This is a genomic window from Pseudomonas sp. m6p (assembly GCF_055760375.1).
In genome coordinates this window covers 66217-80148 of record NZ_CM147084.1, presented here as the reverse complement: position 1 = coordinate 80148, position 13932 = coordinate 66217, and the positions used below count along the sequence as shown (strand labels likewise).

Sequence of the window (13932 nt, the reverse complement as noted above, 5' to 3'; positions counted from 1 at the left end):
GGATCCGCGTCTCAGTCAAAACTGGGAATAATGTTGGCCTTGTCGATCATATCGATCGGCAACAGGAACTCATGGTCTTCTACCTGCACCACGACGTCCTGTTCTTCTACACCGCGCAGAAGGCCCTGAAAGTTGCGTCGACCTTCAAAAGGCGAGCGCAGCTTGATCTTCACTTGTTCACCGGCAAATTTTGCAAACTGCTCAAGAGTGAACAGTGGGCGTTCCATGCCAGGCGAGGAAACTTCGAGGGTGTATTCAACGGAGATCGGATCTTCAACATCCAGGACACCGCTGATCTGACGGCTGACAATGGCGCAATCGTCCACCAGCACGCCACCCTCTTTATCGATATAAACACGCAACATCGAGTGACGACCCTGAGCCGAAAACTCGATACCCCAGCATTCATAGCCTAGGGCCACGACCACCGGGGCCAACAAGGCCTGCAACTCTTCTAGCTTGCTCGACACCTGAACCCCCTCGTGCATGTAAATGCATGCGCTGCAAAATAAAAAAATGGGCGAAACGCCCATCCTTGAAACGCCGTCGAACAGCGGCGCAGAAAGTATCCAGCTAACAAAAAGCCCCTGAAAAGGGGCTCCTTAAACTGGTTGCGGGGGCCGGATTTGAACCGACGACCTTCGGGTTATGAGCCCGACGAGCTACCAGACTGCTCCACCCCGCGACAAAGCTGGGGCGGAAGTATACGACCGATCCCTTATAGGGTCAATGTAACCTTCCACCTGCAAGAAAGCCCGCAACAGCGGGCTCTCCTGACTAATTGGTACCGAGAAGGGGACTCGAACCCCTACACCCTATGGGCACAACCACCTCAAGGTTGCGTGTCTACCAATTCCACCACCTCGGCAAAACTACGTTTGAAACTCTTCTTACTTCTGCTCTTGAGCTGGAGGTACGTCAGTCGCTGGAGTAGCCGACTTTTGCTCTTGAAGCACCGGGACATCATCAGAAGCCGGTTGTTGTTGCTTAGGTACTTCCAACACTGCTGGATCTGGCAAACCTGCTTGAGTCAGCTGATGAGCCTTCTCTTTAGCAAAGTAACCTAACCCCAAGCTGGTTATGAAGAAACCGGCGGCAAGTATAGCAGTAAACTTACTAAGAAAGGTAGAGGAACCTTGGCTTCCGAACACAGTATTTGAAGCACCTGCTCCGAAAGACGCGCCAGCGTCCGCACCTTTACCCTGCTGCAGCAAAACCAGAGCAACTACGCCCAATGCACCCAGCAGATGAAAAACGACTACGACTGTTTCCAGCATTTTTTCAGTTTCCCGCGGCGCGACAAATCGCACCGAACTCATCTGCATTCAGGGAAGCTCCACCAATGAGCCCCCCATCGATATCCGGCATGCCGAACAGTTCGACCGCATTGGCCGCCTTCACGCTGCCGCCGTATAGAAGCCGCACACCTCGCGCGACTTCAGAATTCTCTGCCGCCAACTGCTCTCGAATGGCCTTATGCACATCCTGAGCCTGTTGCGGCGTTGCAGTCAGTCCGGTACCAATGGCCCAGACAGGCTCGTAAGCAATGACTGCCTTGGCAAAGGCACCAACACCCAGCTCCTCGATGATGCTGCCCAGCTGACGCCCGACAACCTCAAGAGTTTTTCCGGCTTCGCGCTGTTCGAGGGTCTCCCCTACACACAACACCGGAATCAAGCCACATGCCTGTGCCGCTGCGAACTTGCGATTCAGCATCCCATCTCGCTCGCCCATTATCTGGCGGCGCTCGGAGTGCCCGACAAGCACCAGGGAACAACCTGCATCCACCAACTGACTAGGAGCAATCTCGCCAGTCAACGCACCTTGCATGGATTCCACCGCAGAATTCTGCGCACCGACCGAAATCGATTTACCTTTCAAGCCATCAATCACTTGATTGATATGCAAGCAAGGCGGGAATACCGCGACATCAACACCGCTTGGCAAGGCCAGATGACGAAGGCCGTTGATCAGCTCAGCGACGCTGGCGCGGGTACCGTGCATCTTCCAGTTACCAGCTACCATAGGGCGACGCATGCTGTACCTCGTCGGTCAAAGTGGGCGCAGATGTTACCCAACACAATCATGGCTGGCAAGCCGAATCAGGCAGAAACTTCAGTTACCAGTTTTGCCAGTTCTTCGGCGTAGCTGCGAACCTGAGTTTCATCCTCGCCTTCGACCATCACACGTACCAATGGCTCTGTGCCCGACTTGCGCAGAAGCACCCGGCCACGACCCGCCATTGCCTGGGTTACACGCGCACTGGCTTCCTTGACAGCCGGGTGTTCAAGCGGACTTTCGCCACCACCGAAGCGCACATTGATCAGTACCTGAGGGCACTTGCGCAAAGCCTGACGCGTTTGCGCAAGACCTTCATTGCGGGTTTTCAGTGCCATCAGCACTTGCAACGCAGCAATGATTGCATCACCTGTAGTGGTGTGATTGAAACAAACGACATGTCCCGAGTTCTCACCACCAACCAGCCAGTTACGCTCCAGCAACTCGGCGATCACATAACGGTCACCGACATTGGCTCGAATGAACGGTATCGAAAGATCTGCCAGTGCGAGCTCAAGCCCCAGATTGCTCATCAGGGTACCGACTACGCCACCCTGCAACTTGCCACGCTCGTGCAGATCACGCGCAATGATGAACAGCAGCTCGTCGCCATCGACAATGGCGCCCGTGTGATCGACCATCAACACCCGGTCACCGTCACCATCAAAGGCGATCCCCAGATCAGCGTGCTCGGCGAGAACAGCGGCCTGCAGCGGCCCCATATGGGTCGAACCGCAATTGTCATTGATGTTCAGGCCATTGGGCTGAGCCGACAGCACGACCACTTCAGCGCCCAACTCACGAAAGACACTAGGAGCAACTTTGTAGGTCGCTCCGTGTGCGCAGTCGATCACAATTTTCAAACCGGAAAAGCTGGTACCGGTAGGCACACTGCTTTTACAGAATTCGATGTAGCGACCCGAGGCGTCGTTGATACGCGACACCTTGCCAATTTTGCTCGACTCAACCACGGTCATCGGGGTATCGAGCAATTCTTCGATCATCAGCTCCAACTCGTCAGGCAGCTTGGTGCCTTTACCCGAGAAGAACTTGATGCCGTTATCGTCATGCGGGTTATGTGAAGCACTGATCACGATCCCGGCTTCGGCTTGAAACGTGCGCGACAGATAGGCAATTGCGGGCGTCGGCATCGGACCAAGCAGCATCACATCGGCGCCCGCCGACGTCAGACCTGCCTCAAGCGCCGATTCGAACATGTAGCCGGAGATTCGCGTGTCCTTGCCAACCAGCACCTTGCACGCGCCCATCTTGCGAAAGGCCATACCGGCCGCCCAGCCGAGCTTGAGCATGAAGTCCGGAGTGATCGGATATTCACCGACACGGCCACGAATACCGTCAGTACCAAAGTATTTCTTGCTCATAAGTGCTCCATCATTCTTATTCGGCTGATTCCACGGCCGCGAGCATGCGCACCACGTCTACCGTTTCCGCCACATCATGGACGCGCAGGATACGCGCACCTTTCACCGACGCCAGTGCCGCGAGGGCCAGACCGCCATGCAGACGCTCGCCCACGGGGCGATTCAGCGCCTGGCCAATCATGCTTTTGCGCGAGACACCAACCAATAGCGGACGCCCCAGCGCATGCAGGGCTTCCATATGCTTGAACAAGCTTAGATTGTGCTGGAGGGTTTTCGCGAAACCGAAACCGGGATCAAGAATGATCCGCTCTGCAGGAATGCCCACCGCCGCACATTGAGCCATGCGCTCTGCCAGAAACTCTCCCACCTCCCGAGTGACGTCCTGATAGTGCGGATTGTCTTGCATGTCACCCGGCTCGCCGAGCATATGCATCAGGCAGACCGGCAATCCGGTCGCCGCTGCTGCATCCAGCGCGCCATCGCGGCGCAGCGAACGCACATCATTGATCAACCCGGCGCCCAGGCGCGCGGTTTCACGCATCACGGCAGGTGTCGAAGTATCGACCGAGATGATCACATCCAGCTCGCGATTGATCAGCTCCACGATTGGGGCCACGCGCTCCAGCTCTTCCAGCGGCGAAACCGCGCGCGCGCCAGGCCGGGTCGATTCACCGCCGACATCGATCAGCGTCGCCCCAGCAGCCACCATGGCTGCGGCGTGACGCAAGGCCACGTCGAGCTGATTGTACCGGCCGCCATCGGAGAAGGAATCGGGAGTGACATTGAGAATGCCCATGACATGCGTCTGGGCCAAATCAAGAACCCGGTTGCCGCAAGGCAACCGGGTCAGGGACTGTACAGAAGTCATTTCAAACCTTAAACGTCAGCAGCCGGACCGCCGATCGGTGTTTCCGGACGCTCATCCTGAATCACCGGAGGCGGAGGCGTACCCGTGCCACCTGTCCAGTCACGCGGTTCACGTGGCGTACGACCCGCCATGATGTCGTCGATCTGCTCGGCATCAATAGTTTCGTACTTCATCAGCGCATCAGCCATGGCATCCAGCTTGTCACGGTTGTCCGTGAGGATCTGCTTGGCCGTGCCGTAGCACTGATCAATGATGCTGCGCACTTCAGAGTCGATAAGTTTGGCTGTCTCACCGGAGAAGCTGGCATTCTGACCGCCACCACCGCGACCGAGGAACACCTCTCCCTCTTCTTCGGCGTACATCAGCGGACCGAGTTTTTCCGACAGCCCCCACTTGGTCACCATGTTCCGCGCAATCTGACTGGCACGCATGATGTCGTTGGACGCGCCGGTGGTCACACCGTCGAAACCAAGAGTCATTTCTTCGGCGATACGCCCACCGTACAGCGAGCAGATCTGGCTGATCAGCGCACGCTTGGACAGGCTGTAGCGATCCTCTTCCGGCAGGAACATGGTCACACCCAGCGCACGACCACGTGGAATGATCGAAACCTTGTAGACAGGATCATGCTCAGGCACAACGCGCCCAACGATCGCATGGCCCGCTTCGTGATAAGCGGTGTTCTGTTTCTCTTTCTCGGACATGACCATGGATTTGCGCTCGGCGCCCATCATGATCTTGTCTTTGGCCAGCTCGAATTCTTTCATTTCGACGATGCGCTTGCCGCTACGTGCAGCGAACAGCGACGCTTCGTTGACCAGGTTAGCCAGATCCGCACCGGAGAAGCCCGGGGTACCGCGCGCGATAACGGCCGGAGCCACATCATCACCCATTGGCACTTTACGCATGTGAACCTTGAGGATCTGCTCGCGACCGCGGATATCCGGCAAACCGACAACGACCTGACGGTCGAAACGGCCCGGACGCAGCAGCGCAGGGTCGAGCACGTCGGGACGGTTGGTCGCTGCAATCACAATGATGCCGTCATTCATTTCGAAGCCGTCCATCTCTACCAGCAACTGGTTGAGGGTCTGCTCACGCTCGTCGTGACCGCCGCCCATGCCGGCGCCACGGTGGCGACCGACGGCGTCGATTTCGTCAATGAAGATGATGCACGGCGCGTGCTTCTTGGCCTGCTCGAACATGTCGCGAACGCGGCTTGCACCGACACCCACAAACATTTCAACGAAGTCGGAACCGGAGATAGTGAAGAACGGCACTTTCGCTTCGCCGGCAATCGCCTTGGCCAGCAAGGTTTTACCGGTACCCGGAGGGCCGACCATCAACACGCCGCGAGGAATACGACCGCCGAGGCGCTGGAACTTGCCCGGATCACGCAGGAACTCAACCAGCTCACCAACTTCTTCCTTGGCTTCGTCGCAACCAGCAACGTCAGCCAGCGTGGTCTTCACCTGATCTTCGGAGAGCAGGCGTGCCTTGCTCTTGCCAAAGCTCATCGGTCCACCCTTGCCGCCGGCACCACCCTGCATCTGGCGCATGAAGAACATGAACACCGCGATGATCACCAGGATCGGGAAGCTGGCCACCAGAAGTTGGGTCCAGATGCTTTGCTGCTCAGGCTGCTTGCCTTCAACCACAACGTGATTGTCGACCAGATCGCCGATCAGGCCATTGTCCTGGATCGCCGGACGAATGGTCTTGAAGCTGTCGCCATCGTTGCGCTTGCCGGTAATCACATAGCCGTCAACGGCTACGCGCTCGACCTTGCCATCCTTGACCTGCTGGATGAAGTCGGAATAGTTGAGGGTCTGCGGCTCGTTAGGGCTGGAGAAGTTGTTCATCACCGTCACGAGGACTGCCGCGATGATCAACCACAGGATCAGATTCTTTGCCATATCGTTCAATTAACTACCCTCTGAAGCAAGCTCCGCTACTGGCGCGCGCTTCGCATGATATTCACCGGCCTAACTTACTACATTACCTACAACTCTTGCAGGCGCCGTCTGTAACCCTTTGTGAAACACTTTCTACACAATATTCGCTTATGCACGCGGGGCAAAATACGAAAAACCTATCACCCTGCCAAAAAACCTCGTTTTACTCATTACCTCCGCGGTAGCCCCAAGCCAGCATGTATTGCTCGCGGGAGCTGCCACGGGAAGAGTCCGGCTTGATCATCTGGATCTTGTCGAACTTTTTCCGAGCATCCTTCAGGTAGACATCAAAACCTTCGCCCTGAAAAATCTTGATCACGAAATTACCACCCGGCTTGAGTATCCGCTCTGCCAGATCAAGCGCCAGCTCGCAAAGGAACATGGCTTTGGGCATGTCCACTTCAGGCGTACCACTCATATTGGGGGCCATATCGGAAATCACAAGGTCCACCTGTGAATTACCCACGGCTTCAAGGATTCGCGCGAGCACTTCGTCCTCGGTGAAGTCACCTTGAATGAAGGTCACGTCCGGAATGCTGTCCATTTCCAGGATGTCCGAAGCGATCAGTCGCCCCTGACCACCGATCAGCCGGCTGGTGACCTGTGACCAGCCGCCAGGCGCCGCGCCCAGGTCGACAACGCTCATGCCGGAGCGGATCAGCTTGTATTTCTCCTGGATCTCCAGAAGCTTGTAACTCGCACGCGAGCGGTAGCCATCCTTCTGCGCCTGCTTCACATAAGGATCGTTGACATGTCGTTTCAGCCAACCAAGGCTTGTCTTGGAACGCGCCATTGGGCACCTCGATAATAAGGGTCGTGATTAATTGGGCGGATCCACGAACCCTCGGGTAAAATGGCCGCCATTTTACAGAATCCAGACGAAAGGGTCAGATTATGCCGCTCACTCCAGAGCAGAAGAAACAGTACAAATCCATTGGTCACCACCTGAAACCGGTTTTGACGGTGGCGGACAACGGTCTGACTGAGGGTGTATTAGCCGAACTTGAACGCGCCTTGGCGGATCACGAGTTGATCAAGATCAAGCTCAACATCCTCGACCGCGAGTCGCGCCTGGCGCACATTGCAGAGTTGTGCAAGGTCGGCAAGGCTGATCTGGTACAGGTCATCGGCAAGATGGCGCTGGTTTATCGCAAGAACTTCAGCGTCAACAAGCAGCTGTCGAACGTTCATCGCTTCAAGTGATGACAAGGGTCAAGGGTGTGCTTCGCGCACCCTGCCACTCCATCCCGGCAGCGGCTGCAACACCAGCACCAGTCCAGAGAAGCCTAACAGCAGAAAACTGAATGCCTGCCAGCGCTGCGCTTGCGGCCAGCCGACATGCACGGCGACAAACATCGCACACGCATACAGTGCCATCAGCAGCACCTGCCCGCGAAAATCCCGCCACAGACTGGCAAGGCCCTCGGCCCGTACCAGCACCAAAGCCTGAAAAATCACGCAGGCAGCGGCAAAAATCACCAGCGACACTTCGAACGCATCGGCAATCTCATCGATCAGCAACGGTGCCAGACCAATCTTGCCCAGCACCGGTCGCAAACCGAGATGAATCAGCCAAAAGCCGCCGACCCACAACATCTGGGTCAGCTGCCAAAGCATGGCGCCCGCACGTAACGGGCGCCTGCCTTCAGATGTGACGGACTTCGACAATCTCGTACTCGATAACACCACTCGGCGTTTTCACGGCAACCACGTCACCCTCTTCCTTGCCGATCAAGGCACGGGCCAAGGGCGAGCCGACCGAAATCTTACCGAGTTTGAAGTCAGCCTCATCCTCACCCACGATGTGGTAAGCGACGCTTTCATCCGTCTCGACGTTGGCGATTTCGACGGTGGTACCGAAGATCACTTTGCCGGTGTGCGGAATGGTCGTGACATCAATGATGACCTGATTCTGGATCCGGCCTTCGATATCGCGGATCCGCGCCTCGACCATGCCCTGCTGTTCGCGGGCGGCATGGTATTCGGCGTTTTCCTTCAGATCACCCAGCTCGCGAGCCGTGCCGATGTCCTGGCTGAGCTTCGGACGAACGACCTTGGTCAGGTGAGCGTGTTCTTCTTCCAGGGCTTTTGCACCCTGGACGGTCATTGGGTACTTGATCATGCCTTCAATCCTGCGTGTAGATCCTGCAAGCGGCGTACGGTCTTCTCGGGACCGAACTTCAGCGCTTCACAGATAGCCTCGCCCGCAGCAATGGTGGTGGTGCAGTAGATCTTGTGCTGCAGGGCATTGCGACGAATGGAGTAGGAATCAGCGATCGACTGACGACCTTCGGTGGTGTTGATGATCAGGGTGACTTCGTCATTCTTGATCATGTCGACCACGTGCGGACGACCCTCGGTCACCTTGTTCACGCGGCGCACTTTCAGGCCTGCGGCTTCGATCAGCTTGGCAGTACCGGCAGTGGCGACCACTTCGAAGCCCAAGTTGATCAGATCACGGGCCACGCCTGCAACCAGCGGCTTGTCATCGTCACGCACGCTGATGAACGCGGTACCGCCGGTCGGCAGCACTTCGCTGGCGCCCATCTGGGCCTTGGCGAATGCTTCACCGAAGGTGTCGCCGACGCCCATCACTTCACCGGTGGACTTCATCTCTGGGCCGAGGATCGGGTCAACACCAGGGAATTTGGCGAACGGGAACACCGCCTCTTTCACGCTGTAGAAGTTCGGGATGATTTCCTTGGTGAAGCCGATTTCTTTCAGAGTCTTACCGGCCATGACGCGAGCCGCGATCATTGCCAGGGAGACACCGATGCACTTGGACACGAACGGCACGGTACGCGAAGCGCGCGGGTTGACTTCGATGACGTAGATGTCTTCGCCCTGCAGCGCCAGTTGCACGTTCATCAGGCCGACAACGCCCAGTTCCAGGGCCATTTTCTTGACCTGTTCGCGCATCTCGTCCTGAATGTGCGCCGGCAGCGAGTAAGGCGGCAGCGAGCACGCGGAGTCACCGGAGTGAACGCCCGCCTGTTCGATGTGCTGCATGATCGCGCCGATCACCACGTCTTTGCCGTCGCAGACCGCATCCACGTCCATCTCGATGGCGCAGTTGAGGAAGTGATCGAGCAGCACCGGGCTGTCGTTGGACACTTGCACCGCGTCACGCAGGTAACGCTTGAGCTCGTCTTCCTTGTACACGATTTCCATCGCGCGGCCGCCCAGTACGTAGGACGGGCGCACCACCAGCGGATAACCGATTTTCGCGGCAGCGCGAACGGCTTCGTCTTCGCTGCGCACGGTGGCGTTTGGCGGCTGACGCAGGTTCAGGCGCTCAACCATTTGCTGGAAGCGCTCACGGTCTTCGGCACGGTCGATGGCGTCAGGGCTGGTACCGATGATCGGCACGCCAGCGGCTTCCAGGGCACGCGCCAGCTTCAGTGGCGTCTGGCCGCCGTACTGGACGATCACGCCTTTCGGCTTCTCGACGCGGCAGATTTCCAGTACGTCTTCCAGGGTTACCGGCTCGAAGTACAGACGGTCGGACGTGTCGTAGTCGGTGGAAACGGTTTCCGGGTTGCAGTTGACCATGATGGTTTCATAGCCGTCTTCGCGCAGTGCGAGGGCGGCGTGTACGCAGCAATAGTCGAACTCGATGCCCTGGCCGATACGGTTCGGACCACCACCCAGAATCATGATCTTGTCGCGACCGGACGGCGCGGCTTCGCACTCTTCCTCGTACGTCGAGTAGAGGTAAGCGGTGTCGGTGGCGAACTCGGCGGCACAGGTGTCAACGCGCTTGTAGACCGGGAACACTTCCAGTTTTTGACGGTGCGTACGCAGGTTCTTCTCGGTCACACCCAGCAGTTTGGCCAGACGCTGATCGGAGAAGCCTTTGCGCTTGAGCTTGAACATCAGGTCGCGGTCGATAGCGGACAGACCGAGGGTCTTGACCTTCTCTTCTTCCTTGATCAGATCTTCGATCTGCACCAGGAACCACGGGTCGATCATGTTCATGCCGAAAATGTCTTCGACGGTCATGCCGGCGCGGAATGCGTCCGCTACGTACCAGATACGCTCGGCGCCCGGCACGGTCAGCTCGCGCTTGAGGATGCTCATGCTTTCCGGGTTGCTCAGGTCTAGCTTCTCGTCCAGCCCGCAAACACCGACTTCCAGACCGCGCAGGGCTTTCTGCAGGGATTCCTGGAAGGTGCGGCCGATGGCCATGACTTCACCGACCGACTTCATTTGCGTGGTCAGGCGCGCGTCAGCCTTGGCGAATTTCTCGAAGGCGAAACGTGGCAGCTTGGTCACAACGTAGTCGATCGACGGTTCGAAGGACGCCGGGGTCTTGCCGCCGGTGATGTCGTTGGACAGTTCGTCGAGGGTGTAGCCCACAGCCAGTTTGGCCGCGACTTTGGCAATCGGGAAACCGGTGGCTTTCGAAGCCAGTGCCGAGGAACGCGATACGCGCGGGTTCATCTCGATCACGACCATGCGGCCAGTGTCCGGGCAGATACCGAATTGCACGTTGGAGCCGCCGGTCTCGACGCCGATCTCGCGCAGTACCGCCAGCGAGGCGTTACGCAGGATCTGGTATTCCTTGTCGGTCAGGGTCTGTGCCGGAGCAACGGTAATCGAGTCACCGGTATGCACGCCCATCGGGTCGAAGTTCTCGATCGAGCAGACGATGATGCAGTTGTCCTTTTTGTCGCGGACAACTTCCATTTCATATTCTTTCCAGCCGATCAGCGATTCGTCGATCAGCAGCTCTTTGGTCGGCGACAGGTCCAGACCGCGGGCGCAGATTTCTTCGAACTCTTCACGGTTGTAGGCGATACCGCCACCGGTGCCACCCATGGTGAAGGACGGACGGATGATGCACGGGAAGCCCAGACGCTCGAGGACGGCGTTGGCTTCTTCCATGCTGTGGGCGATACCGGAACGCGGGCATTCCAGACCGATGGATTTCATGGCCTTGTCGAAACGCGAACGGTCTTCAGCCTTGTCGATGGTGTCGGCGTTGGCACCGATCATTTCCACGCCGAACTTTTCCAGAACGCCTTCGCGCTCCAGATCCAGGGCGCAGTTCAGTGCAGTCTGGCCGCCCATGGTTGGCAGCACCGCGTCCGGGCGCTCTTTTTCGATGATCTTGGCCACGGTCTGCCACTTGATCGGCTCGATGTACGTGGCGTCGGCCATGTCCGGGTCGGTCATGATGGTGGCCGGGTTGGAGTTCACCAGGATGACGCGGTAACCCTCTTCGCGCAGGGCTTTGCAGGCCTGGGCGCCGGAGTAGTCGAATTCGCAGGCCTGGCCGATAACGATCGGGCCAGCGCCGAGAATCAGGATGCTTTTAATGTCTGTACGTTTTGGCATGGGTTTGTCACTCAAATCCGCAGGTCAGTCGGCAAGCCGTCTTGATCGATTTCTGAAGCCCTGAGGGGCGCCACCGGGGTCGGGGCCGCCCTCGAGGGCTTCTCGCTACAGTCTCAAGGCGAACGCTTAGCGTCGCTTGGCCATCTCGTTGATGAAGCGGTCGAACAGGGGCGCCACATCGTTCGGGCCCGGGCTCGCTTCAGGGTGGCCCTGGAAGCTGAACGCGCTCTTGTCGGTGCGCTCGATGCCTTGCAGGGTGCCGTCGAACAGCGATTTGTGGATCGCACGCACGTTGGCCGGCAGGGTCGCTTCGTCAACCGCGAAACCGTGGTTCTGGCTGGTGATCATCACGACGCCAGTGTCCAGATCCTGTACCGGGTGGTTGGCACCGTGGTGGCCATGGCCCATTTTCAGGGTCTTGGCGCCGGAGGCCAGAGCCAGCAGCTGGTGACCGAGGCAGATACCGAAGACCGGAATTTCGGTTACCAGCACTTCCTTGATCGCCTTGATCGCGTAGTCGCATGGCTCCGGATCACCAGGGCCGTTGGACAGGAACACGCCGTCCGGCTTGAGTGCCAGCACGTCGGCTGCCGGGGTTTGCGCCGGCACCACGGTCACGCGGCAGCCGCGCTCGACCAGCATGCGCAGGATGTTCAGTTTGACGCCATAGTCGTAGGCAACCACGTGGTACGGCAGCTCGGACGCCTCGATGGTCGCGTGGCTGTCGGTCTTCAGATCCCAGACAGTGGAGCGCCATTCGTACTTTTCCTTGGTGCTGACGACTTTCGCCAGATCCATGCCCTTCAGGCCCGGGAAACCCTGCGCGGCGGCAATTGCAGCTTCTTCGGAGATGTTGTCGCCGGCCATGATGCAGCCGTTCTGTGCGCCTTTTTCACGCAGGATGCGGGTCAGGCGGCGGGTGTCGATACCGGCGATTGCCACAACGTTGTTGGCTTTCAGGTAGTCGGACAGGGACATCGTGTTACGCCAGTTGCTCGCTACCAGCGGCAGGTCACGGATAACCAGACCAGCGGACCATACGCGGTCGGACTCGGCATCTTCCGGCGTGGTGCCAGTGTTGCCGATGTGCGGGTAAGTCAGGGTAACGATCTGTTGGGCGTAGGAAGGATCGGTAAGGATTTCCTGATAGCCGGTCATTGCGGTGTTGAACACCACCTCACCAACGGTTTGACCGTCGGCTCCAATGGCTTCGCCGCGAAAAATGCTGCCATCAGCAAGGGCGAGTATGGCTGGCTTAGTCAAGAAGACCTCCCGTAAATAAAGCATGAAAGGGCAATCGCAGGTTGTAAAAAAGCGGAGTGACGTATGGACACGTCACCCCGCTTCTTCACTGAATTATTCTGCGCGCTTTTAGTGGACACACTAAAGCTGTAGCTTACAGAAAAAGGCTTTTTTGGTCCACCGCTAAAGAGCCTAAAAGGCCGGAGAATGCGACAGGGCGTCGCGCGATGCAGAAAACCAGCGCAAACCGGGCGTCTGCGCTGGGTAAAACCGTCAATCAATGCAGGTCGAGCACGTCCTGCATGTCGTACAGACCCGGCTCGCGGCCATCCAGCCACAACGCCGCACGCACCGCACCCTTGGCGAAGGTCATGCGACTGGAAGCCTTGTGCGTAATCTCCAGGCGCTCGCCTTCGCAGGCAAACAGCACGGTGTGATCGCCGACCACATCACCACCGCGAACGGTGGCGAAACCAATGGTTTCCCGCTCGCGCGCACCGGTGTGACCTTCACGACCATAGACCGCGACTTTCTGCAGATCACGATCCAGCGCACCGGCAATCACTTCACCCATGCGCAGCGCCGTGCCCGAAGGCGCGTCAATCTTGTGCCGGTGATGCGCTTCGATGATTTCGATGTCGGCATCGTCGCCCAACACCCGAGCGGTCATTTCGAGCAGCTTCAGCGACAGGTTGACCCCGACGCTGAAGTTGGCCGCAAACACGATCGGAATATCCTTGCCCGCCTCGGCCAGCAGTTGCTTCTGCGCAGCGTCGAGCCCGGTGGTGCCGATGACCATGGCCTTTCCGGCCTTGCGACAGAACGCGAGGTTTTTCAACATCACTTCCGGCAGGGTGAAGTCGATCAGCACATCGAACTCTTCAGCCACCGATTCGAGATTGCCGGACAACGGCACACCGATGCGACCCAGCGAAGCCAGCTCACCGGCATCCACCCCGATCAGCGTACTGCCGGGACGAACGATCGCCGCGGTCAGGCCGGTCAGCGGCGCGCGCTGTTGCACGGCCTCGACCAGAATCTTGCCCATGCGCCCGGCGGCGCCCATCACAGCTATACGTCGCATGCC

At 58.1% G+C, this 13932-nt stretch carries 13 protein-coding genes and 2 tRNA genes; 1 reads left to right on the top strand and 14 read right to left on the bottom strand.

Annotated elements, in window-relative coordinates:
* Positions 1-11: 11 nt before the first annotated feature.
* From rimP to rlmE, 9 genes are all read right to left on the bottom strand, one after another.
* Positions 12-470, bottom strand: coding sequence for a ribosome maturation factor RimP (gene rimP / locus ACYZUM_RS00375; RefSeq protein WP_007973115.1), 459 nt, complete (start codon positions 468-470; stop codon positions 12-14).
* A 138-nt stretch (positions 471-608) separates the two neighbouring features.
* Positions 609-685, bottom strand: a tRNA-Met gene (locus ACYZUM_RS00370).
* A gap of 97 nt (positions 686-782) precedes the next feature.
* Positions 783-868 (bottom strand) — tRNA-Leu (locus ACYZUM_RS00365).
* A gap of 22 nt (positions 869-890) precedes the next feature.
* Positions 891-1277 carry a preprotein translocase subunit SecG gene (gene secG / locus ACYZUM_RS00360; protein WP_027610782.1) on the bottom strand — a complete coding sequence of 129 codons (387 nt, stop codon included), beginning with the start codon at positions 1275-1277 and terminating at the stop codon, positions 891-893.
* A 4-nt stretch (positions 1278-1281) separates the two neighbouring features.
* Positions 1282-2037 (bottom strand): triose-phosphate isomerase, encoded by a 756-nt coding sequence (gene tpiA / locus ACYZUM_RS00355; protein WP_008088336.1) that lies wholly within the window; start codon positions 2035-2037, stop codon positions 1282-1284.
* A 65-nt stretch (positions 2038-2102) separates the two neighbouring features.
* Complete coding sequence (gene glmM, locus ACYZUM_RS00350) at positions 2103-3440, bottom strand: phosphoglucosamine mutase (protein ID WP_108181643.1); 1338 nt, start codon at positions 3438-3440, stop codon at positions 2103-2105.
* Between the two features lie 16 nt (positions 3441-3456).
* Positions 3457-4308 carry a dihydropteroate synthase gene (folP, locus tag ACYZUM_RS00345; protein ID WP_108181642.1) on the bottom strand — a complete coding sequence of 284 codons (852 nt, stop codon included), beginning with the start codon at positions 4306-4308 and terminating at the stop codon, positions 3457-3459.
* An 8-nt stretch (positions 4309-4316) separates the two neighbouring features.
* Positions 4317-6224 (bottom strand): ATP-dependent zinc metalloprotease FtsH, encoded by a 1908-nt coding sequence (gene ftsH / locus ACYZUM_RS00340; RefSeq protein ID WP_027610779.1) that lies wholly within the window; start codon positions 6222-6224, stop codon positions 4317-4319.
* A 202-nt stretch (positions 6225-6426) separates the two neighbouring features.
* A complete protein-coding gene (gene rlmE / locus ACYZUM_RS00335) occupies positions 6427-7056 on the bottom strand; it encodes a 23S rRNA (uridine(2552)-2'-O)-methyltransferase RlmE (protein ID WP_003221536.1) in 630 nt (209 codons plus the stop codon).
* Positions 7057-7157: 101 nt separating this feature from the next.
* Between rlmE and ACYZUM_RS00330 the strand changes: the two genes are divergently transcribed.
* The gene (locus ACYZUM_RS00330) at positions 7158-7466 is read left to right on the top strand and encodes a YhbY family RNA-binding protein (RefSeq protein WP_003221534.1); all 309 of its coding nucleotides are present in this window, start codon (positions 7158-7160) and stop codon (positions 7464-7466) included.
* Between the two features lie 9 nt (positions 7467-7475).
* On the opposite strand, the gene ACYZUM_RS00325 is transcribed toward ACYZUM_RS00330, so the two are convergent.
* The 5 genes from ACYZUM_RS00325 to dapB all read right to left on the bottom strand — a co-directional run bounded on the left by ACYZUM_RS00325 (position 7476) and on the right by dapB (position 13929).
* Entirely contained in the window at positions 7476-7880 is a 405-nt protein-coding gene (locus tag ACYZUM_RS00325; RefSeq protein WP_095667564.1) for an MFS transporter, read from the bottom strand.
* Between the two features lie 28 nt (positions 7881-7908).
* Positions 7909-8385: a transcription elongation factor GreA gene (greA, locus tag ACYZUM_RS00320; RefSeq protein WP_041066788.1), complete on the bottom strand. Its 477-nt coding sequence runs from the start codon at positions 8383-8385 to the stop codon at positions 7909-7911.
* Positions 8382-11603 (bottom strand): carbamoyl-phosphate synthase large subunit, encoded by a 3222-nt coding sequence (carB, locus tag ACYZUM_RS00315; RefSeq protein ID WP_047291165.1) that lies wholly within the window; start codon positions 11601-11603, stop codon positions 8382-8384. The genes greA and carB overlap by 4 nt, the downstream gene beginning before the upstream one ends.
* A gap of 126 nt (positions 11604-11729) precedes the next feature.
* Positions 11730-12866 (bottom strand): glutamine-hydrolyzing carbamoyl-phosphate synthase small subunit, encoded by a 1137-nt coding sequence (carA, locus tag ACYZUM_RS00310; protein WP_108181641.1) that lies wholly within the window; start codon positions 12864-12866, stop codon positions 11730-11732.
* A gap of 256 nt (positions 12867-13122) precedes the next feature.
* Positions 13123-13929: a 4-hydroxy-tetrahydrodipicolinate reductase gene (dapB, locus tag ACYZUM_RS00305; RefSeq protein ID WP_108181640.1), complete on the bottom strand. Its 807-nt coding sequence runs from the start codon at positions 13927-13929 to the stop codon at positions 13123-13125.
* Positions 13930-13932 lie beyond the last annotated feature (3 nt).

What these genes read in the sequence shown, in the direction of transcription:
- secG (WP_027610782.1), bottom strand. Translation starts at nt 1,277, where the DNA reads ATGCTGGAAACAGTCGTAGTCGTTTTTCATCTGCTGGGTGCATTGGGC.
- tpiA (WP_008088336.1), bottom strand. Translation starts at nt 2,037, where the DNA reads ATGCGTCGCCCTATGGTAGCTGGTAACTGGAAGATGCACGGTACCCGC.
- glmM (WP_108181643.1), bottom strand. Translation starts at nt 3,440, where the DNA reads ATGAGCAAGAAATACTTTGGTACTGACGGTATTCGTGGCCGTGTCGGT.
- folP (WP_108181642.1), bottom strand. Translation starts at nt 4,308, where the DNA reads ATGACTTCTGTACAGTCCCTGACCCGGTTGCCTTGCGGCAACCGGGTT.
- ftsH (WP_027610779.1), bottom strand. Translation starts at nt 6,224, where the DNA reads ATGGCAAAGAATCTGATCCTGTGGTTGATCATCGCGGCAGTCCTCGTG.
- rlmE (WP_003221536.1), bottom strand. Translation starts at nt 7,056, where the DNA reads ATGGCGCGTTCCAAGACAAGCCTTGGTTGGCTGAAACGACATGTCAAC.
- ACYZUM_RS00330 (WP_003221534.1), top strand. Translation starts at nt 7,158, where the DNA reads ATGCCGCTCACTCCAGAGCAGAAGAAACAGTACAAATCCATTGGTCAC.
- ACYZUM_RS00325 (WP_095667564.1), bottom strand. Translation starts at nt 7,880, where the DNA reads ATGCTTTGGCAGCTGACCCAGATGTTGTGGGTCGGCGGCTTTTGGCTG.
- greA (WP_041066788.1), bottom strand. Translation starts at nt 8,385, where the DNA reads ATGATCAAGTACCCAATGACCGTCCAGGGTGCAAAAGCCCTGGAAGAA.
- carB (WP_047291165.1), bottom strand. Translation starts at nt 11,603, where the DNA reads ATGCCAAAACGTACAGACATTAAAAGCATCCTGATTCTCGGCGCTGGC.
- dapB (WP_108181640.1), bottom strand. Translation starts at nt 13,929, where the DNA reads ATGCGACGTATAGCTGTGATGGGCGCCGCCGGGCGCATGGGCAAGATT.